Annotated in this window: 22 protein-coding genes, 2 pseudogenes and 1 riboswitch; of the genes and pseudogenes, 6 read left to right on the top strand and 18 right to left on the bottom strand. The window is 53.8% G+C overall.

The window, feature by feature from the left end; all coding sequences use genetic code 11:
• Positions 1-72 precede the first annotated feature (72 nt).
• Positions 73-783: a PspA/IM30 family protein gene (locus tag L1F29_RS02635; RefSeq protein ID WP_258386854.1), complete on the top strand. Its 711-nt coding sequence runs from the start codon at positions 73-75 to the stop codon at positions 781-783.
• 122 nt (positions 784-905) lie between these two features.
• On the opposite strand, the gene copZ is transcribed toward L1F29_RS02635, so the two are convergent.
• Together copZ and L1F29_RS02625 are read right to left on the bottom strand one after the other, a co-directional pair.
• Positions 906-1,106 carry a copper chaperone CopZ gene (gene copZ, locus L1F29_RS02630; protein ID WP_258386853.1) on the bottom strand — a complete coding sequence of 67 codons (201 nt, stop codon included), beginning with the start codon at positions 1,104-1,106 and terminating at the stop codon, positions 906-908.
• 18 nt (positions 1,107-1,124) lie between these two features.
• Positions 1,125-1,397: a metal-sensitive transcriptional regulator gene (locus L1F29_RS02625; RefSeq protein WP_258389581.1), complete on the bottom strand. Its 273-nt coding sequence runs from the start codon at positions 1,395-1,397 to the stop codon at positions 1,125-1,127.
• A 397-nt stretch (positions 1,398-1,794) separates the two neighbouring features.
• Between L1F29_RS02625 and L1F29_RS02620 the strand changes: the two genes are divergently transcribed.
• Positions 1,795-3,183: a hypothetical protein gene (locus tag L1F29_RS02620; RefSeq protein WP_258386852.1), complete on the top strand. Its 1,389-nt coding sequence runs from the start codon at positions 1,795-1,797 to the stop codon at positions 3,181-3,183.
• 66 nt (positions 3,184-3,249) lie between these two features.
• Here the strand turns inward: L1F29_RS02620 and L1F29_RS02615 are convergent, their stop codons facing one another.
• A complete protein-coding gene (locus L1F29_RS02615) occupies positions 3,250-3,651 on the bottom strand; it encodes a hypothetical protein (protein ID WP_258386851.1) in 402 nt (133 codons plus the stop codon).
• Between the two features lie 6 nt (positions 3,652-3,657).
• A riboswitch (cyclic di-AMP (ydaO/yuaA leader) is annotated at positions 3,658-3,848 on the bottom strand.
• Positions 3,849-4,227: 379 nt separating this feature from the next.
• Between L1F29_RS02615 and L1F29_RS02610 the strand changes: the two genes are divergently transcribed.
• Positions 4,228-4,797, top strand: coding sequence for a hypothetical protein (locus L1F29_RS02610; RefSeq protein WP_258386850.1), 570 nt, complete (start codon positions 4,228-4,230; stop codon positions 4,795-4,797).
• A 94-nt stretch (positions 4,798-4,891) separates the two neighbouring features.
• Here L1F29_RS02610 and L1F29_RS02605 read toward each other — a convergent pair whose 3' ends face one another.
• Positions 4,892-5,779, bottom strand: coding sequence for a helix-turn-helix domain-containing protein (locus L1F29_RS02605; protein ID WP_258386849.1), 888 nt, complete (start codon positions 5,777-5,779; stop codon positions 4,892-4,894).
• A 256-nt stretch (positions 5,780-6,035) separates the two neighbouring features.
• A pseudogene (locus tag L1F29_RS02600) lies at positions 6,036-6,348 on the bottom strand (P-loop NTPase family protein); the annotation flags it as partial.
• Between the two features lie 717 nt (positions 6,349-7,065).
• Here L1F29_RS02600 and thpR point away from each other — a divergent pair.
• Positions 7,066-7,686 (top strand): RNA 2',3'-cyclic phosphodiesterase, encoded by a 621-nt coding sequence (thpR, locus tag L1F29_RS02595; RefSeq protein ID WP_258386848.1) that lies wholly within the window; start codon positions 7,066-7,068, stop codon positions 7,684-7,686.
• 8 nt (positions 7,687-7,694) lie between these two features.
• Here the strand turns inward: thpR and L1F29_RS02590 are convergent, their stop codons facing one another.
• The 13 genes and pseudogenes from L1F29_RS02590 to L1F29_RS02525 all read right to left on the bottom strand — a co-directional run bounded on the left by L1F29_RS02590 (position 7,695) and on the right by L1F29_RS02525 (position 18,431).
• Positions 7,695-7,859 carry a hypothetical protein gene (locus L1F29_RS02590; RefSeq protein ID WP_258386847.1) on the bottom strand — a complete coding sequence of 55 codons (165 nt, stop codon included), beginning with the start codon at positions 7,857-7,859 and terminating at the stop codon, positions 7,695-7,697.
• A 261-nt stretch (positions 7,860-8,120) separates the two neighbouring features.
• Positions 8,121-9,274 (bottom strand): annotated as a pseudogene (locus L1F29_RS02585) (IS3 family transposase).
• Between the two features lie 579 nt (positions 9,275-9,853).
• Entirely contained in the window at positions 9,854-10,975 is a 1,122-nt protein-coding gene (locus L1F29_RS02575; RefSeq protein WP_258386846.1) for a sensor histidine kinase, read from the bottom strand.
• A gap of 22 nt (positions 10,976-10,997) precedes the next feature.
• Positions 10,998-11,702 carry a response regulator transcription factor gene (locus tag L1F29_RS02570; protein WP_258386845.1) on the bottom strand — a complete coding sequence of 235 codons (705 nt, stop codon included), beginning with the start codon at positions 11,700-11,702 and terminating at the stop codon, positions 10,998-11,000.
• A 209-nt stretch (positions 11,703-11,911) separates the two neighbouring features.
• A complete protein-coding gene (locus tag L1F29_RS02565) occupies positions 11,912-13,744 on the bottom strand; it encodes a transglycosylase domain-containing protein (protein ID WP_258386844.1) in 1,833 nt (610 codons plus the stop codon).
• 3 nt (positions 13,745-13,747) lie between these two features.
• Complete coding sequence (locus tag L1F29_RS02560; protein WP_258386843.1) at positions 13,748-14,086, bottom strand: hypothetical protein; 339 nt, start codon at positions 14,084-14,086, stop codon at positions 13,748-13,750.
• Between the two features lie 295 nt (positions 14,087-14,381).
• A complete protein-coding gene (locus tag L1F29_RS02555) occupies positions 14,382-14,702 on the bottom strand; it encodes a winged helix-turn-helix domain-containing protein (protein WP_258386842.1) in 321 nt (106 codons plus the stop codon).
• Positions 14,695-15,327, bottom strand: coding sequence for a hypothetical protein (locus tag L1F29_RS02550; RefSeq protein ID WP_258386841.1), 633 nt, complete (start codon positions 15,325-15,327; stop codon positions 14,695-14,697). The genes L1F29_RS02555 and L1F29_RS02550 overlap by 8 nt, the downstream gene beginning before the upstream one ends.
• A gap of 34 nt (positions 15,328-15,361) precedes the next feature.
• Entirely contained in the window at positions 15,362-16,111 is a 750-nt protein-coding gene (locus L1F29_RS02545) for an ABC transporter permease (RefSeq protein ID WP_258386840.1), read from the bottom strand.
• Positions 16,108-17,031: an ABC transporter ATP-binding protein gene (locus tag L1F29_RS02540; protein WP_258386839.1), complete on the bottom strand. Its 924-nt coding sequence runs from the start codon at positions 17,029-17,031 to the stop codon at positions 16,108-16,110. Before L1F29_RS02540 ends, L1F29_RS02545 begins: the two co-directional genes overlap by 4 nt.
• Positions 17,032-17,297: 266 nt before the next feature.
• Complete coding sequence (infC, locus tag L1F29_RS02535) at positions 17,298-17,786, bottom strand: translation initiation factor IF-3 (RefSeq protein WP_258386838.1); 489 nt, start codon at positions 17,784-17,786, stop codon at positions 17,298-17,300.
• 56 nt (positions 17,787-17,842) lie between these two features.
• Positions 17,843-18,043, bottom strand: coding sequence for a cold-shock protein (locus L1F29_RS02530; RefSeq protein ID WP_258386837.1), 201 nt, complete (start codon positions 18,041-18,043; stop codon positions 17,843-17,845).
• Positions 18,044-18,230: 187 nt separating this feature from the next.
• The gene (locus L1F29_RS02525; RefSeq protein ID WP_204820473.1) at positions 18,231-18,431 is read right to left on the bottom strand and encodes a cold-shock protein; all 201 of its coding nucleotides are present in this window, start codon (positions 18,429-18,431) and stop codon (positions 18,231-18,233) included.
• 452 nt (positions 18,432-18,883) lie between these two features.
• On the opposite strand from L1F29_RS02525, the gene L1F29_RS02520 reads away from it, so the two are divergent.
• Complete coding sequence (locus L1F29_RS02520; protein ID WP_373876470.1) at positions 18,884-19,834, top strand: ATP-binding protein; 951 nt, start codon at positions 18,884-18,886, stop codon at positions 19,832-19,834.
• 15 nt (positions 19,835-19,849) lie between these two features.
• The gene (locus L1F29_RS02515; RefSeq protein WP_258386836.1) at positions 19,850-20,719 is read left to right on the top strand and encodes a tetratricopeptide repeat protein; all 870 of its coding nucleotides are present in this window, start codon (positions 19,850-19,852) and stop codon (positions 20,717-20,719) included.

Here is a 20,719-nt window from a genome sequence, read left to right as displayed (position 1 = left end):
TCGCCATCGCTGGATGATCAACGGATTGATATGCACAACGAACAAAAATAACCTATCGAGGAGATGTCCAATATGAGTATTTTAAACAGAATGATGAACATTACGAAAGCTGCCGCGCATGAGCTGCTGGAGAAGCTGGAAGATCCGGTTATGATGATGAATCAATACGTTCGCAACATGCAGGAAGAGATTGAAGGATTGCAGCAGGAAATCGTCAAGCAGGATGCGGCGGTAAGAGGATTGAAGCTGCAGTCCGAGGAAAGCGCAAGAATGGCCGCGCTATACGAAACGAAGGCGTTCGAGGCGTTGAATGCCGGCCGTGAAGCCGAAGCCCGCGAAGCCTTGGCGGTCAAGCTGCATCACGCAGAGAAAGCCGCCGCTCACCAGGAATGGTACAACAGCGCCGTTATCCGCTCCGCCGAGCTGGCAAGCAAGCTCGAGGCAGCTAAGGCCGAGTTCGAGATCATGCAGAAGAAACGCAACGATCTGGTTAATCGCGCACAGCAAGCCCAAGCGAAATTGAGAAACGCCATGCCAAGCTTCTCGAGCGATCATACGCTCGACGGCGGATTGGCTGCACGCGGATTTCAGCGGATGGAAGAGAAAATCATGCAGTGGGAAGCCCGCCTCGATCTTGCGGGACAAGGCCAGCCTTACGCTTCTTCGTCGGCATACCCTTCCTACGGGACGACGTCTCCGGCTGCCGCACCTGTCGATCCGGCGAAGGAAAAGCTGATTGCCGAGCAGATGGAAGAGCTGCGCAAACGGATGCCATCGGAATAATCAGAAGTACAGCCTCACTGCAGCCTATGAGCTGCAGTGAGGCTTTTTGTTTACGCAATAACGTACAAAAATGGAGCCGCCTTATTTAAGGCCGGCTCCATTCTTGGCTCGCGTTCAAACCGTTACTTTACGCTGTATCCTTGATCCTCGATCGCTTCTTTAATGGCATCAAGAGATACTTTGGAAGAATCATAATCAACGGCTACCTGCTTGCCGGCCAGGTCGACCTTGGCGGAAGCGCCAAGCTTCTTGACCGCTCCTTCAACCGATGCTACGCAATGCCCGCAGGACATGCCTTCTACCTTCAATGTTTGCTTCTCCATTGTTCATCATCCTCCTGATCATTTCATTAATTTCTTGACTGTTATGAGCAGTTCGTCGATGACTTCTTGATCGCCCGATTGAATGCGCTCTATGACACAGCTCTTCATGTGGCCTTCCAACAGCAGCTTGCCTACGCCGTTAAGAGCGGATTGAATCGCGGAAATTTGGTTGAGCACGTCATCGCAGTAGGTATCCTTCTCGATAAGCCCCTTTACCCCTCTGATCTGCCCTTCAATCCGATTCAACCGCGAAACGAGATTGCTCTTCATCTTATCGGTATGATGGCTCATTCTAACACCGGCACCGGCATCAGAGCTGTCGCAGCAAGCGGGTTCGGTTCGTTCGCTGACGTGATCTGTTACCATAAGTTGCTCACCTCATGCATTAAATATACAATACCCCCGGTGGGTATGTCAACTAGGTATTCATCTTATTATTTCCGTCCTCCGCTTGATGTTGAAAGCCTCGCAATTCTGATACAGTATATCCCTCGCCATAGTCGGTCATGCAGATTTCCCCGTTTGCCGGGAGAACGCTGCCGCTTGTGCGGCGGTATTGCATCCATTCAACCATTCAACCATTCAATTGATATATTGACAGCATAATTTGATGGATGGTAGAATTCACTAATCATTTCATACATATTCACTTGGAATTAGAACATTTTCATTTATGGAGGGACTGCTTATGTTTAAAATGATTTCCGCGCCAAAAGGACTGCTCGCAGCCGCTTTATCCGTTTCCCTGCTGCTCGCAGCGCCGGCTCCGGCCGTATTGGGCGCTGCCGGACAACCATCCGTCTCTTCCGCTGTGCTTGATCAGACGACGAATGAATATGCGCTGTTTCTTCAGGAGAAGTTCGGCGTTCAATTGAAGGATTCGCCAACGCGTGGGGACTTCATCCAAGCGGTTGCGCGCATGCTGGTCTTTCCGCCGGATGGCGGGAAAGCGGAGGTTGCCTTCAGCGACCTGAAGCCTTCCAGCCCGTCCTATACGGCGGCTGCCACGCTGTTCCAGCAAGGCATTCTTACCTCTTCAAGCGTTGCTGCGGACCAGCCGCTCACCTCTCTGCAGGCTGTCTTTATTGCCGTTAAAGCGGCGGATCTGAAGGAGCTGGCCTACTCCTATCCGAAGGAGAAGGTCGCACAATCCCTGTCCGCGATTGCCCTGCGCATCGAGGATTTCACATCGCTTACGGCCGCTCAGGAAATCGCCGCCGCCAAAGACGCGGGACTTATCGACCCGGCGTTCTATGCGGAGCTGAAGCCGAACAAGCCCGCCTCGAAGGCATTTGCCGAGCAGCTGCTCGGCCGTGTGCTGGAAGCCAAGGGGCAATACAAACATTTTATCGCAGCGACCTCGGATCCCGCGATTTATGCCAAGCTAACCGATGCGTACCGGACCTCCGACATCATCGCGGCGCCTGAGCTGGAAGCGGTCGTGAACGGCGCATTGGAGCAAGGGCTTGTCACCGGCTACAACTTGAAGGACAGCCGTTACGACCCCAATTTCGTGGACTCGCTGACGATCACCTACGGCCATTCCGATCTGAAGCATGCCATTCAATTGATCGGGCTGCTCCGCAGCGAAGGCATCGAAGCTAACGTACAGTTCGAGCCCAAGACGTCAGCCTTCGTTCATCTTCGCGAATGGGGCGAGCCGACGCCGTCCAGCGACTACCAATACAAGAAGCTGGCGAACGGCAATTATATCGCTTCTGCGAGAGAGTATGACATCGCCTTCGAATTCAAGAGCGCGGCCGATAAAGAGCGGTTCCAGCCAATTGTTCTGAAATATGCGAAGAAGAACAGCGACGACGTATCCGGACTCATCGCCGGCTCCTGGTGGCAGCCGCTGTACTACTCGCTTACCGAGCTGAAGGAATACGACGTCATTACCAACAACAAGATTACCGGCAGCGGATCGTATTACGCGCAGTCGTTCTCGCTGAATAAGGATTCGGAGGCGATCGTCGCCGGCTTCAAGAAACTGGATCCGGAGGTCAAAATCAGTACGTACACATTCTGGGTCGACCGTCCTTTCCACAATTACTTGGCGGGCGACGACTTCAAATAATAGTTGAGTATACTAGAAAACCCGGCCATCGCTTGGCCGGGTTATTTCATTGAGCGTCTGGATGATCTAACTCTTCGATAATAGCAGAGATAAATCTCGGCCATGCGAGTGGATGATGTAATTCGCGCCGAGCCCTTTGTAGACGAGCCGCGGCTGCATGCTGTGCGTAACGACGTAGACCGGATCCGATGTCCAGCTCCGGCAAATTTGAAGGTAGCGGCAGCATAAATTCAGGCTTTTCTCGAATAGGTAGATGCTCCCGATCGCTATTTCCGGTACGATCCACGTTTTCTCCTCGTTCGTGTTTACCGTTACGATCTGCGACACCCCAAGCTCCAGCATGCGATCATATTCATTGCGATTATTGACGATCGCCACAAACGGAATTCCCCTGCATTGCAGCAGCTTAATAAACGCTTCACCGGCCGCATTAGGCGCCGATACAAGTATCGCTTCACGACTATTCATATTCTGTCCGCCTCTCTTCATACGCTTACGAGGTTAGCTGACGGATTCGGGCGCGAGAGTCGCCCTATCCGAAGACGCACGCTGCATATGCGCATCTTCGGAATTCACCCCTCATGAGAATCGGCCGTGCCGCCACGGCCATTCCCACTGTATCGGTTCCCCCGTTTCCCTGTACGGAAACTCAGCGATTTGAAACTTATCATTTATTGATGGATACTCAATACTCGTATCGTACGCCCGGCGAATATCGTTGTAAAGATGCGGTTAAATGATTCTTATTGGAATTTTCCATCTCTACGATTGCTTTCTTTCGATTTCTCTCAATATCTCGGTCATTCTCTTATTTTCTTATTATGTCAACTTATTGAATTAAGCTGCGCCTGAGGGAGAACGGTCCCGCTGCGGTCGAGATAAACCTTCTTTTTCCCCCTTCCATCCGCATTAATCGCCTTTAATTGGCTTAAATCAACGGCAAAGTTATTTTACAAACCTTGCACGGTAGCGTATCATTCGGAATATGCTACCACCCGGACTGGCATTGACCCGGGTATACAAGAATGAGGAGAGAATGACCTGATGGACGATCGATTGTATGGGATTGAGCTGTTTCAATTCGATATTCAGCGCTGCTATCATCAAGAGAGAGGCGAGCTCGAGAACTGCCGCTACGGCCTGCTAAAGATCACTTGCGGCGGTCAAAGCGGCTGGGGCGAGGGCATCATGTCGGTCGGCAGCCCCCGATTCGATTTCATGCATTGGGCTTCTTTTCTGTTTACGCTAAGAAGGATGCCGATTCAAGATGCGCTGGCGATGCTCAGCTCCCCTCACTTGTCATGGGAAGCGTCTCAACTCGAGCTGGCGGCGCGGACGCTATCGGAATTGGGCGCCCGGCTGCAGATGCGGCAGCTGGCGGGGATGGCTCAAGACAAGGTCTCCTACCCCATTGCCATCGGCTCAGGCATTCTCCCTGACGCCGGCTTACAGGAATTTTATCGCGACAATTATCCGCCGGGCGGATACGAATCGGACATTCAGACGCGGCCGACGATACTCAGCAAGCACTTGGGCTGCAAATACGGCACTGGCTCTCAGGAGGATGTGGACCGTCTGTTTCATGTCTCGCGTGCTTATCTAGCCGTGCTGTAACGGTCAGCTGTGTCTATACATAGACGTTAGCGGCAAAGAAGAAGAGGAATCCGGGCGATCGGATTCCTCTTCTTCTTCCTTGCCGCATCTCACCTTAGGCTTCTTCAAAATCCAAATTCACCGGATGCAGCGGGAGGGACTCTTCAGCCTCGCTGTCCGTGGTCGGCACCCGTTCATCTACGATGTCGAACCGGAAGCCGTCCACCCATACGCTTCCGCCTCCATGGAGCAGAACGCCGAATGCTATCGCGCCGCTCTCAGCGGGAACATCCAGGATCACTTCATACTGATTCCAATCCAGCGTTCCTTTGATCGGACGGTTCCCCATATTATCGAAGCGCAGCATGTCTCCGTTCTCATGATCGATACGCATCCACAAGCCCGCCCACCCGCTCACTTGATCCGATTTGACGAATGCCGTGCATTTGAGCCGCTTGCTTCTATATTCCTGGGCCTTGAACATCTGCATTAAAGTAACGAAACCTAGGCTGCTGCCCGTCTTCGAACGCAAGCGTCCGGCAGCGCGGCCTTGATGCACGACCCCACGATCGGCAGTCACCTCGTATTCTTCGATATTCTGTCCGGTTACGGTCCAGCCTTGGGGTACTGATTTCATGAACATGCGGGTTCCTCCTTCGCGAATTAAGGTTGCCGAATACTTCCGGTATTCACCGGGCGCCATGGCAAACATTTTTTTGAACGCCCGGGTGAATGCTTCTTGAGACTGAAAGCGGTACTGAAGCGCGATATCGAGTATCCGCTTGTCCGTATAAATAAGATCCAGCGCGGCACGCGTCAATCTTCTCCGGCGCGTATAGTCCGCGACCGTAAATCCCACCATGGTGTTGAAGATGCGGTAAAAATGGGCGCTGGAAAATACGGCCTGCTTCGATAGCTCCTTCACTGTGATCCGCTCGGTCATGTGCCGCTCGATATAATCGAGGGACTTGCGGACCATGCTGACGTATTGGCTGTAGCTCACTTCCGCTCTCCCCTCCGCTTGTTTCGGCTTGTTATAAGCATAACAGGCCTGTTTTCGTCTGTTTTGATCTTTTTTATCGTCTTATCCATACCCATCCGATCGTCGGCTCACTGTATGTTCTACGTTCCGGCTTCATTATGGACGCATTTAATACGGTCGGTATGCTTAAGAAGCAACCATGGCGAAGAGGCCGCCCGAATGATCGGCGCGGCCTTCTTGGTCATTTTTATCGAAGATGGAGTCCCTTGAAAACGGCTTAGATGGTATAGCTGGCGTACGGACTCTCTGCATCTGCCCGCGTCGTCAGGACGCGGTCGAGAATAAGCTTCTTGTAGCGGGCAAAGCCGCTGTCATGCTCTCGCGGGCGTGCCAGCGCGATGCCGGTATCCAGCGTAATCCCGCCTTGCTCCACGAGAAATAACCCAGTCAGCCAACGTTACGGCTTCGCTGACGTCGTGCGTGACCAGCACTGCGGTAATCCCTCGCTCCCGCCACAGCCGTTCGATGAGCTGCTGCATCTCGATCCTGGTCAGCGCATCCAGCGCGCCAAGCGGCTCATCCAGCAGCAGCTTCGGGCTTTAGTGCGAGCTAGGCTGGGAAGCTTCTAGACCGATAAGGCGAAGTGAGGTGCGCCATCTGCTTCACCCTTGTCTATCACGAGCTAATGGGCCTTCGGGCTTCCTGAGATAATCACTGCTCTCGGCATACTTATCACCTTCCATGAATCGGATCTATAAATAAAAAGAGACCTCCCGCCGCTCCGTGTTAAGGAATGGGGGAATATCTCCGGTTATCCAGTCGTCCATCCTGCCTATTGTGTCGCTGTGTATGAGAAGATCGCGCTTAAACGCGTGTCTCTTGAGGTTGTTGGGGGTTATGCTTCATAGATGCGGAATGCGGAGGAAGCCGCCATGTACAATCTTCCTTGCGGAAGTATCGGTATAACGGCCTCCTTCTCATCGGTCAAGACCGTGGTCCGCATGCCGGACTGTTGATGAACTGAGTATATAATAAGTATTCATATCTGTCAACTATGAATTGATGTGGAGCTGCATCCAGCTGCCGCATGCCGCGTGCCGAATTCCAGGGCGCTCGCTTCTTTTTCCATGCCGCAAGCGTTTCAGGCTCTAGTCTCTAATTAAATCGGTTAGGGCGGAGCGTAATGCAGCCGTTCATTGTCACAGTTGCACAGGCAGCACTGTCCCATGATATGACAAACAGGAATGGGGTAAAATAGAGTTAATTGATTCCGTTCGCCAGCACTGCACGATGCGAGAAGAAGGAGCGTGTCTATTCTGTCTATAACGTCCGATGCAACCCAACGTCTGTTTGTCGCCGTTCCATTGTCAGCCGAATTCAAAGCCGCCGTGTCTGTATGGTGCGACACTAAAGTACGGGAGCTGCCGTTCAAGAAATGGGCTCATCCCGACGATCTTCATATTACGCTGCATTTTCTGGGCGACACCCCAGGCGAGCGTATCGCGGCAATCGAGCAGGCGGTTCGACATGCTGCATGCTCAACGGAGCCTTTTTCGCTTGCCATAGAATCACCCGGCACTTTCGGACGCCCTGACAAGCCCTCCGTCCTATGGGCCGGAATCGGCGGCGAGCTTGATGCGCTGCATCAACTGAACAAGCGGATCTTAAGCAGACTTGCTCCACTCGGATACGAGCCAGAGAACCGCCCCTACCATCCCCATCTGACGCTGGCCCGCGATTACAGGAGTCCTGTTCCTTTCGAGCCATCCATGCTGGAAAGCTGCAGAATACCCCTTACGGAAGACGGCGCTCCGCTCCGCTGGGCCGTTAACGATATCGTGCTGTACCGGAGCCGACTGCAGCGTCAGCCATTATATGAAGTTGTATCCCGCTTTCCTCTTGATTGCGATGCTGATGATATCACTTAACAGCCTCTCTAGATCACGGAAGCCAATAACGGCATAATCGCCGCGCCAACGTTAACAAGGCCGATCGTAATCCATAGAATGACGAACCGGCCCCGAATGACCTTCTTATCCGCGCAATAAAGCACGCAGCCTAGAAACAAACTACTACCGACAAGAAAAGCTCCCTGCAGCATGATAGGTTTCCCCCATTCGTAAGTACATGTACTAGATATTATTACTGTACGCGGGAGTCCTTAATCATTTGACTCTATTATTCTTATCATTTTCTTAAAAAAGATGGCTCAGGCCTAGTCGCGGACTAGGCCTGGGCGAAGGCGCTCCGCACAGGAGGGCGTTCGCGCGGGGCGTGCGGGGGCGCTGTAACGCCGTTTTTCGGTCTTACAGACGGAGCGCTAACTTGCGGTGTATCTCTGTCAAGAAAGTGGACACAGTTTTTAAGCGATCTGGAGTTGCTCATAGTACCTTTTCTCGGACTGATGCGGGGTCAGGTAGTGAATGGACGAATGGATCCGGATACGGTTGTACTCGAGTTCAATGTACTCGTAAATCGCATCGTATGCTTGCTTGCGGGTCTTGAAGGTGGTTTGGTAGATGAGTTCTTTCTTAAGGACACTGTGAAAGGCCTCGATGCAGGCGTTATCGTAACAATTTCCTTTTCGACTCATGCTTCCAATCATCTCATTCGCCGCCAGTCGCTCGCAGTATTCCGTCGAGGCATACTGTGAACCTCGGTCCGAGTGGTGGATTAACCCTTTCGGCGGCTTTCGATGTAAGACAGCCTTGTCAAAGGCGTCTAGCACCAGCTCCTTGGTCATGCGTTCGCCAAGTGACCAGCCCACGATCTTGCGAGAGTAAAGATCCATAATACTCGCTAGATATACCCAGCCTTGCCGCGTGGCAATGTAGGTGATGTCGGCTACCCAAACTCGATTGGGTGCATCCGGTTTAAACGCACGATTCAGCACGTTTTCAAACACCGCCATGTTGTGCTTCGAGTTCGTTGTTGCTTTTTGCTTCTTCACTGTAATCGAGCGAAGTCCCATGTCCTTCATGTAACGACTCACCGTTTTGGTGGAGACTGTCCAGCCTTCTTCGCGCAGCTTTTCAGCGATCTTATCGCTCCCATAACGTTGCTTGAAGCCATCGAAGTGGTGCCTGATGCGTTTCTTCAGCTTCTGACGGCGTTTCTCCTGCTCGCTTGGTTTTCGCGTGACCCACTTGTAATAACCGCTTCGGGATACATTCATGACACTGCACATCTTCTCAACACGAAACTGGAAGCGGTGTTTATGAATAAATGAGTAAATCAGTCTCGGTTTTTCGTGAAGAAGTGCATTGCCTTTTTTAGGATTTCATTCTCTTCTTGCAACTCGCGATTCATTTGTTCAAGTTTATTCAAACGCTCGTAGTCGACGAATAACTGGGACTTCTCCCCAGTATCGGCAAACTTCTTTCTCCAGGCGCGGATGGTACTTACCGGGATATCCAGCTCCTTTGAAACTTCAGACGGGGATTTCCCTGTTTCTTGCATGTGCTTTACGGTTTGACGTTTGAACTCATCATCAAAATGTTGGCGAATATCTCCCATGACACACCTCGACCCTTATTGTTAGTTTTATTGTAACAGGTCGCTACTACAGTGTGTCCACTTTCTAGTCTAGCTGCAGCGGCGCTCCTGTAAGACCCTTTTTGGGCGTTACAGGCTCCCAGGCGCCCAGGCACCGTCTCGGGCTGCGCGGTATGCGCTGTAACGCCGTTTTTCGGTCTTACAGACGGAGCGCTAACTTGCGGCGCTCCTGTAAGACCCTTTTTGGGCGTTACAGGCGCCCAGGCGCCCAGGTGCCGTCTCGGGCCGGGCGGGGCGCGCTGTAGCCGTTTTTCGGTCTTACAGACGGAGCGCTAACTTGCGGCGCTCCTGTAAGACCCTTTTTGGGCGTTACAGACGCCCAAGCTCCGTCTCGGGCCGCGCGGTATGCGCTGTAACGCCGTTTTTCGGTCTTACAGACGGAGCGCTAACTTGCGACGCTCCTGTAAGTCCCTTTTTGGGCGTTACAGACGCCCAGCCCAGGCATTCGCGTGAACCGCGTGGGCCGCGCTGTAACGCCGTTTATCGGCGTTACAGTCCGCCCCCCTGCACTGCTGCGGCGGCATCACCCGCCGCGCCAGCTTACGAAGGCTCCTCGCCCTTGTCCGCCTTCGGGAAGCGGGTCACGAACTCCGTCTGGCGCTTGTTGCTCGTGACGGTAATCGTGCCGCCGTGCAGCTCCACGATGCTCTTGGTGATGGCAAGCCCGAGCCCGCTTCCGCCCGTATCCTTCGAGCGGGACTTGTCCACGCGATAGAACCGCTCGAATACATACGGCAAATCCATAGCCGGTATCGGAGCTCCGTAGTTGCGGAAGGTTACGACGACATCCTGCTCGTCGGACGCGATCTCAATATCCAGCCGTTTCCCTTCCTTTGCATAGCGGATCGTATTCGTGAATAAATTCTCATACACCCGGACCAGCTCGTCCGAATCGGCCTGAATGTAGAGCGGCTCCGCTCCCGCTTTAATATGATAGGTCATGCCCGCCCGCTCGAACATCGGCACGAATTCATCGGCCAGCTGGCGCAAGACGCTGCCCACATCCAGCCGTTCGAAATGCAGCGGAATCTCATTACTTGTCACCCTTGTATATTCGAACAAGTCGTCGATCAGCTTCTTCAAGCTGAGCGCTTTCCCGTAGACGATATTCACGTAGAACCGGTATTCCACCTCATCCCGGCACCGGTCGTTCTCCATATATTCCAGGAAGCCGATGATCGACGTAAGCGGCGTCCGCAGATCGTGGGATACGCCGGTGATCAGGTCGTTCTTGGCCTTTACCGCGCTCCGTTCCTCTTCGATCGATTGCCTCAAGCGCTCCGCCATATGGTTGATAATATCCGCGACGACGCCGAGCTCGTCCGCGGATTTCACCGGAATCCGGTGCGTCAGCTTGCCGTCCGCGATCTCCCGCAAGCCATACGTGATCTCCTCGATGTAAGCGATGATGCTTCTCGAAAAGTAAAAGAAGAGAACCAAGAACAAGATCACGCCCGTGACCGACATCACCGGGATCGACCCGATATTATGAATCACCCAGCGCAGCAGGGTGGTTAAGAACCACGATGAAGTCGGATCAAAGTACAGCAGCAGTCCCGCCGCGTAATAGCCGATCAGCAGCACGAGACCGAGCGCCGACAAGCTGGCCAAGAAGGCAAACAGCACTTTCCACAGAAAGGTGCGCGCCAGTTTTCTATTCAAAACCTAAAACCCCTTCCGCAACCTAAGATAACTTATCGATTTTGTACCCGACGCCCCAGACGGTCTTAATATATCGCGGCTTTCGGGGATCCATCTCGATTTTTTCGCGTATTTTGCGGATATGCACCATTACGGTGTTGTTCGAATCCATGAACGTATCCTTCCAAATCTTCTCGTAGATATGCTCCATGCTCATTACGATCCCTTGATTCCGAGCAAGCAGCAGCAGGATCGCGAACTCGCGTGGCGTTAGTTTGACCGGCCGCTCGTCGACCGTCACCTCATGCGTCGAGACATTAATGACCAAATCGTCGATCTCCACGATATCTTCGCCCTGCGTTCGGTCCGATGGCGCATATTTGTGATACCGGCGCAAATGGGATTTGATCCGCGCGACCAGCTCCAGCGGGCTGAACGGCTTGGTGACGTAATCGTCGGCTCCGATGCTCAGCCCTTTGATTTTATCGACCTCCTGTCCTTTGGCGGACAGAAAAATAATCGGCATCTGGTTGCACTCCCTGATCTTCATGCAAGCGTCGAAGCCGTCCATCTCCGGCATCATGATATCCATCACGATCAGATCGACCGCTTCCTTGTCCAGAATGCTAAGTGCTTCTACACCGCTGCTCGCCGTATGCAAGGTATAGCCCTCGTTCAGTAAATAAATTTTCATCAATTGGATAATTTCCGGCTCATCGTCCACCAACAGGATGGTTTCGTGACTCATTATGCTGTCCCTTCCCTTACTCGTTCTTCTATCGGCCATCCCGGCCTCTCGTTCGCCTATTGCGACACTCTCTCTATTGTATATCGTCAAGCCAAAACAGCCTAGCCGCCTTCCAAGTGAAAAAAATACCGATATGCGGTCAATCAGCCGCCTCGCCGCGCACCGCGTCCATCGCAACACCGCGCGCCGGGAGCAGCGCGCGGTGCGAGCTACCGGGTTCCACGCATGATTGCAGCGAACATCCGGGCCGCCACAGCGCTGGAATCCGTCAAATAATTGTCACGGTTGCTCTGGTCGAAGCCCATCCATACCGCAGCGGTCAATTCGGAGGTATAGCCTGCGAACCAGAGGTCCCGGTTAGCCTTCTCCGTCACGCCGCTAAGCCCAAGCTGAGTCGTGCCCGTCTTGCCCGCGACCCATCTGCCCGGAAGCTTCGCCTGCTTCCCGGTCCCGGTTTCCACCGCGCTTCGAAGCATAGCCGTCATGGACGCAGCCGTCCCCTGGGACATAACCTGCTTGGCACGCAAGGGATGCTCATACACGACCCGTCCATGCGAATCCTTAATCATGCGGACCGCATGGGCTTGAACGAGCACACCGCTATTGGCGAATGCCCCGTAGGCCTGCGCCATCGCAAGCGGCGAGACGCCCTGGTGCAGTCCCCCGAGCGCCAAGCCCAAGCTCTCATCCCGGTCCCCGAGTTCGATCCCCAGCGCCCCGGCAAACCGCATCGCCTTGGATAGCCCCACTTCATGAAGCAGCCACACAGCCGGCGAATTGATGGATAACCGCACCGCCTCCGCCATCGTGACGGAGCCGCGGTACACGCCTCCCCCGTTCTCCGGCTGATACGAACGATAGGTCATCTTCTTATCCGGGAGGATCGTGTCCGCTCTGAACTTCCCCGTCTCCAGCGCAGGACCATAAACGATGATCGGCTTGAATGCCGAACCGGGCTGCCGCAGCATACGGTCCGCCCGATTATAATCGCCAGCCGCGTAATTCCGGCCTCCCACCAGCGCCCGAAGCTCCCCGGTGCGATGATCCAGAACAACCGCGCTGCCCTGTACGATCTGATCCTTCCCGTCCTTAGGAAAATGCTTCTTGTCGGCGAATGCCTCTTCCGCCGCCTGCTGAGCATTCTGGTCCAATCCCGTTTCGATCGTATAGCCGCCGGTAAGCAGTTCATCTTGCGAAATCCCTGTTAGATCGGCGGCCTCCCGGATCACATAATCGGTATAGGCCGCATAACGGTTGATTCGGCCGCTTGACTGCGGAGGAACGTAATCCACCGCAGCCGCTTCCAGCTGCTGCTGGCGGCTGATCAGCCCCTGCTCATGCATCAAGGCAAGCACGACCTTCCGCCTCTCCTTGCTCTTCGCGTAGTTATCGACCGGGTTGTAACGGGAAGGCGCCTTCGGTATGGCCGCCAATGTCGCAATCTGCCAAAGCTGCAGCTGGTGCAGATCGCTTATGCCAAAATACCGCCGAGCCGCCGCTTTGACCCCGACCTGCTGCCGGCCGAAATAAATATGGTTGAGATATAGCTCCAGCAGCCTCTCCTTCGACAGGCTTCTCTCCAATGCCATCGCAATGCCCGCTTCGTTAAGCTTACGAATAAAGCTCTTGCGGTTGTCCAGAAATACCGTTCTGGCGAGCTGCTGCGTAATGCTGCTGCCGCCTTGGGACAAGTGCCCCTCCGACAGATTGCTGCGAATGGCTCTGGCGATTCCGATCCAATCGATGCCTTCGTGCCGGTAGAACCGGCGGTCTTCGGTCGCTACGAAGGCATCCAGCAGCAGCCTCGGCATCTCGGACAGCTTTGCTTCCTCTCGGAAGCCGGTATCCGCCCCGGCCATTACCGCAATTTCGCTGCCATGCCGGTCGGTAATGATGCTATTGCTGCCGACGCGGAGCTTACCGGCATGCTGCTGCGCGACGGCTTCCCCGGCAATATGGGCATACAAAGCGGCAGCCAGCGCGATTAACGCGCCGGCCACAGCCAGATCAAATACCGTATAACCGACTCTTCTCAAGCCCATGGGTCAGCTCTCTTCCTTCTGAGGATGAGGCTCTTCGCCGTGCCGGGCAATCGTTGATTGGCTCAATAGCCGCATCACATCGTCTTTAATTTTGGCTGAGCGGTAATAGAAGAAGAGCAGGAACAGCAGTCCCCCGCCCAGCAGTCCCGCAGGGATTCTGCCGATATGATTAATCACCCCGTTCACAAGCTGCACGTACAGCGCCTTCCCCGGAAGATCTGCCGAAGCGTAGACGTATGCACCCGTTCGATAGAGAGCATACATGATCAGGCTGCTGAGCAGAGCGCTGCCCGCGCACACATAAAGAAACTTGAAGCGAATCTTCCTGAATGCATCCGCCATCTTACATGCCTCTTTTCTGATATCCGTAATTGAGATCAAGTTTACAAGGGAGTTCTTAAGTGAAATCCGTCGAAATCCTTAATCTTTTCTTAACTTTAACCAGGCATATATGCGGGCAGCAGCTTGAGCCAAGAAGAAACGGTTTGCTTCATCTTTGACGGGGATGTTCGTTTACGAAAGGAGTGGATGTGAAGCTTATCCAAGGTATACGATGAAAAAGCTGCAGGAGCCTCACCCGCCCCCTTCAACGGAAGTCGCGTTAACGATGCTCTTGCAGCCATTGCAGCTATTGCCGCTAGCCCCGCTTGCCGGGCAGCTGGGCCATCCGGATGATTTTTTCCAGGCCTTCGATGTAACGTTGAAACATGCTCATTCCCAGCTCGGTCGCGCTGCAGATGGTTCTGGGCCGCTTGCCGGCAAACGTCTTGACCACATCAATATAGCCTGCCTGCTCCAGCACTCGTATATGGCTGCCCAGATTGCCCTCCGTCAGCCCGAGCTCATTGCGCAGAAAACCAAAGTCGCACTGTTGATGGACGGCCAGCAGACTCATAATGCCAAGGCGCGCTTTAGCGTGTATCGTCTCGTCGATGGCATCAAAAATATTCTCAGCCATGCCGCTTACTCCGACGGTGCAGGATCCATCCTGCAGCAATGTTACCTCCCCCACCCAGCAGCCCTAAGATGAGGAACTGATACTCCTGGAAGAACAAGCCGGTAACCATCGCCAGCAGGATACACCATAATCCGAGCATAACCGGTCCTCTTCCTACCAGCGCGCCCAGGGAAGCATACGCCATCCCCAGCAGAAGGAACCAGAACACCGATAAATCCTCAGCGCGAACGATCTTTGTCGCCATCATAAACACACCGGTTATCATCATAAACAGGAACGGCACCCAGAACATCCATCCGTATGAGCCGCCCTCCTGCACGTTGCCGCTGCGGGATTGTCGAATTCCGACTATGGCTGACAGCACCATGCCAACGACGGCCCCGATTGGCCAATACCAGGCGGGCCACAGCGTGAGATTGAACTGCATCCCGATATACCCCACCATCAGGTTGGCGCCCCATATATATAAATACGGAGAAGATTGATCGAGCTTCCGCTGATTCTTGGCCATCAGCTGTTTTATAAATTCAATGTCCTTCAATGCTTGCTGCCGCGGCTCCTGCTGCGCCTTTATCCGTCCATTCGATACCGGCGATCTGGATAAGTCGTTATCATTCTCTCTCAATTGCACCACTCCTGTGTTCACCTGATGAGCCTGATTACCGATTTTCCCACCGGAACAACCGTAAAGCAAGCGCGATGCATACGGCTGCGAAGATCGCAAGCACCACCAGCCCTTGACCATAGTTTAACAACGAATGGCCCTGCCATACCCCTTGCGCCATCTCCACATAGTACGTCATCGGAATCCAATCGCTTAATGCCTGCATTACTTTCGGCAAATATTCCAGCGGCATGGAGATTCCGGATAGGAACAGCATCGGGAAGAAGATGGCCATGGCGAGCCCGCTCGCGGCGCCAGGCGTACTCGTAAGCCCTGACAACGCAAATCCAAGACTGAAGAATCCGATGCACCCGATCAAGATGCTGCAGATCAGCAGCAGCAGCCCTTGAACCGTGATTTGAATATCCCAGACCAGCTTCCCGACGATAATCACTTCCGCGGCTCCGGCAAGAACCAGCAGCAGCCCTTGAACCGCATGGGAGGTAAGCACCGCCGATTTGCGGATCGGCGTCACGCGAAAGCGCCGCAGTGTGCCGCTTTCCCGAAGCGTAATCATATTAATATTTAGCGTGAATACAGAGACCGACATCACGTTCATGACGCACAGCGCCGGAACGTAATAATCGATGTAGCGGCTGCCGGGCGCGCTGCCGGGCTGATCCCCGTACATGGAGCCGAAGATGAGCAGCATAAGAACGGGATAAATGAGGACCCAGAATATTGTAATCCAATCGCGCAAATACATGCGCAAATCAAACGAAATCAGTTTTAAATAGGCATTCATCCGATTCCCACCTCTTGCTGCAGAGTCAATTGATTAAACACATCGTTCATCGACGCTTCCTCCAGCTTCAGCCCGCGTACCATCCAATCCTCGCCCTCCGCCAGCTGAAACAGCTCCTTCAGCGTCTGGTCCAGATCCGTAGAATGCAGCCTGACCACGGTAGGCTCCCATTCGATGCTGACCACATTCGTCAGTGCGGACAGACTTTCCTTCCGGATCGCGTCCGATCTGCTGAAGCTGATTCGCTTCACTCCGCCCAGCATTGAGATAAGCTGCTTAGGCGCATCCAATGCAATCAGACGTCCGCTGTCGATAATCGCAACCCGGTCGCAGAGCACCTCGGCCTCCTCCATATAGTGCGTCGTCACGACGATCGTCCGTCCCTCGTCCCGCAGACGCTTGATCGTATCCCACATCTCGCTGCGCGCATTCGGATCAAGACCCATGCTTGGCTCATCGAGGAATACGATATCCGGATCGTTGATCAGGGACAACGCCAGCGAGACGCGCTGCTTCCATCCGCCGGACAGCGACTTGAAATAAGCGTTCTGCTTGTCGGCCAGCCCGAATATGCGGGAGATCTCGCTCACATCCGCCGTCCTCTCATAGAAAGAAGCGAACAGGCTGAGCACCTCTTTCACCTTCGCCTTCCCCGGAATCGAGGTCGACTGCAGCAGCACGCCAATCCGCTGCTTGATGGCTTCCGCCTGCTTGCGGATATCCATGCCGAGCACCAGCGCCGTCCCGCTGTCCGCCAGCCGCAGCCCTTCGATAATTTCGATTAGCGTTGTTTTGCCCGCACCGTTGGGGCCGACGATGCCGAATATTTCGCCTTTGTGAATCTCCAGTGAAATACCGTCCAGCGCAACCTTGGCGCCGTACTGCTTACGCAGCTGATCCACCTGAATAACCGTCGTCATGAGTCACTCTCCCTTTAAGCTCTGAATTACAGAGTAATTTCTTTAGCAGATTATGTCAATGGGGAGTCTCATTCAATAGAGACATGGGAACCAGCTGCAACCGCTGCGCAGACACGGTCCTTGCGACGCCGTCGTTCATCGGGCAGACGCCAACGACTGCCCGGCTCGCTGCCGCTCTCTTTCGATCCATCTTAACGAAAGGCACAAAAAAAGACTGCGGGAGCTCATTCCTTCCTTGCGGAAGGAAAATGATCTCCTGCAGCCTTCTATATCGCGCGAAGCTTAACCGCGGCTTGCTTGCCGCTGACTTGAATGCCCGTCTCCTTCGTTCCGGCGGCGGATAGATCCTTGACCAATCGTTCCAACAGCTCCTTGGCTTGATGACCTTCCTTGGAGCCTTGAAGCCGAACGACCAGCTGTACGGCATGGCCTGAGCTTAGCAGCTTCTCGGCCTGCCGGCGCTTCGTCACGTAATCATGGTCCTCGATTTGCGGAGTCAGCCGAATCTCCTTCACGGCTGCCGGCTTCTCCTTCCGGCGCTCCCCTTGTTTGGCCTGGAGCGCTTCCTGCTTCGCCGACCCTCGCGGGGTCAGCTTGCAGGGAGGCGGACTGCTCATCAGCGACGTGCAGACCAAATCGACCTTCAGCTTCTTCGCTAATGCGAGTGCCTCGTCACGCGATACGATCCCCATATCTTCGCCGTCCGGACCGGTTAGCCGGACTTCGGACGCTTTAATTTTCTCATTGATAATCATGGTAAAGCTTCCCCCGGTTTCTTACGTATCATCCTCATGAACGTACCGCTTGCAGATTAATGCCGGCTGTTGTGATTGACTAGCGAGGGGAGCGTCTTGGTACTGCTCACCATGGACGACGAACAGAGCGGGCAAGCGGGCTCCGACTCAAACGCGAAATTATCTCTCATCCAACCGTTGCACCCGTCATTGGTGCATGACCAAATTGCGGTAACCTCTTCCGGAATTTCCTCTAACGGTTTTTTTCGTGAATACATGGAACGTACCCCCTTAGTCTTAATTTGGTTGGATCGGCCCTAGAACGAGCGAGTCGCCAGCGGCTGACCGGGATTACAGAAAAGGTTGCTTACAGGAAGCGCCATCCGCGATTTAGGAACAGGTCCTCCTATGTTGTAAAAAAACTGCCCCTAACTTGGTGTTAAGGGCAGTTCTTATATGTTTGTCTTACAGCTTAACGACGTTCTCAGCTTGTGGTCCACGGTTGCCTTGAACAACGTTGAATTCAACGCGTTGGCCTTCGTCAAGAGTTTTGAAGCCGTCGCCAGTGATTGCGCTGAAGTGTACGAATACGTCATTGCCGCCTTCAACTTCGATAAAGCCAAAACCCTTTTCTGCGTTGAACCATTTAACTGTACCTGTTTGCATCTGTAAACAACCTCCGAAAAATATTATTCCTCTCCAGTAAACAAAAATTCACATATTGAAAAAGGTAATATCGAAAAAATATTAACCCTTTACAATATGTGAATTCAGGTCTCCATTTCGATTACTCGAATCATACCACAAAACAAATTAAAGCACAACTCATTTCCAACCTTTTGAAAATTTATTTAAAGAATAGTTCCCTTCTCCCATCATACGATTTATTCTGAAGGCCGCCCGCTCCCGGCAAGCATCGCGATACATGCATGGCCTGTTTCCGTCCGCTCGGGTGAATGCTTTGTTCATATGGATACGCTAAGGCGCTTCTCTGCCTCCTCCCGCTGCTCCCGCATCCCGGTGTCAAAGAAGGTTTTTCGTCCTCTAAACACGAATAGAACAGGATACGAACATAACTAGCCGCAGCAACGGCTTCACAGAGAAAGGACGAGATCCCATTGCCGGACGATCGTGATCAGAGAGAACGCCCCAAGTTGAAGGTCATTTCATTCGATAAAGAAAAGCAATCCCTCGTCGAGGCCGAGCAGCCTTCGATTACTTTCGCCGATGTGGGCGGAATGGAAGACGTGAAGCAAAAGGTGCGCATGAGCTTCATACTCCCGCTGCAGCAGCCGGAAATCTTCCAGGCTTTCGGCCAGCAGGCTGGCGGCAGCCTGCTTCTATACGGGCCGCCGGGCTGCGGCAAGACTTTCCTGGCCAGAGCCGTCGCCGGCGAAATTAACGCAAATTTCATCCATCTGGAGCTGCAGGCGATTCTGTCGATGTATATCGGGGAAAGCGAGCATAATCTGCACGATCTCTTCGAGAAGGCGCGTGCGGAGAAGCCCTGCGTACTGTTCATCGACGAGCTCGACGCGCTTGGCGGCGCCCGTCAAAATATGCGCCAGCACCATGAGCGGATGCTGGTTAACCAGTTGCTGATCGAGCTCGACGGCCTGCATTCCTTCAACCAGGAAGTATTCGTAATCGGCGCGACGAATACCCCGTGGTATTTGGATACCGCTCTCCGCCGGCCAGGGCGCTTCAATCATCTGGTGTTCGTCTCGCCGCCCGAGAAGGAAGAGCGCGAGACGATTCTGCGCTTGAAGGCGGCCGGCAAGCCGCAGGAGGAAATCAACTTCCGCAAGCTGGCAGAGCTTACGGACAATTTCTCCGGCGCCGACTTGAACCAGCTCGTCTCGGACGCTTCGGAGAAAGCGCTCCTGCGCTCGCTCCAAGCCGGCAGCATCCAGCCGCTGACCGCGATCGATCTTCAGTCGGCGGTCAAAGAGCGGAAGCCGTCTACCTTGGAGTGGTTTCAGACTGCTAAGAATTATGCCACCTTCAGCGACTCCAACAAGGACTACCAGGCCGTGCTCGATTACATGAAGAATCATCGATTGCGCTAATCAGGAGGCTTCCCCATGGATGCAATGCAACAGCCTGCCCATCCCAACTACCACAGCCGGATCGACCAGCTTCTGCACTGGGATCGCTACGATGACGCGCTGAAGGAAGCGGAAGCATGGATCAGAGAGGATCCGGAGAATGCGGATGCTTATGGCGCTCTGGCCGTCGTCTACCAGTTTATTGATGCGGACAAAGCCCTCTACTGGAGCGGTGAGGCTCTGAAGCGCGATCCCGAATTGGAAAGCGCCTGGCGAGTTCGCCTTATCGTCGCTTACGAGCGCAAAGATTGGCCGACCTTCGAGAAGGTGATCGCCGAGATGCTGCGTATGTTCCCAGACTACAGCTATCTGTACCGGATGCAGGGCCAGTACTTGCTAACGAAGAACAGGTGGCAGGAAGCCCGTGAATATTTGGAGCAGGCTATCTCGTTGAATCATTCTTCTATTAATTATGCCGTATATGCGTATGCGCTTGCCCTGCTTAATAAAGATGAAGAATCACTCAATGCCGAGCAGGTTGCCCTGCATGACGACCCGGAGGACGACCAGGCGCTCCTCTATCTGGCTTGGGCGGCCGAACGCCGGAATGATCCGCGGAAGGCAGCCGAGTTCATGGGCTCCGCGATTCGGCTGGATCCAAACAACGCGCAAATTCGCGAGGAGTATCTGGAGATTCTGCAGAAGTCCTATTGGTTCTACCGGGTCATGCTGTTCCCGAATTATTTGCGCAAACTGAAGGGCTGGCAGATCCTCATCATCTGGATCGCCTGCTGGATTCTGTTCAAGCCTCTGCTCGTCCTGTTTATCCTGCTGTATATCGCTTCCTACTGGGCAAGCAAGGCGCTCGTCCATGTCAAGGTATTCGGCTGGACGCGCCGGCGGTGA

This window comes from Paenibacillus spongiae (genome assembly GCF_024734895.1).
Classification (GTDB): Bacteria; Bacillota; Bacilli; order Paenibacillales; family Paenibacillaceae; genus Paenibacillus_Z; species Paenibacillus_Z spongiae.
This window is presented reverse-complemented; position numbering and strand designations above follow the sequence as displayed.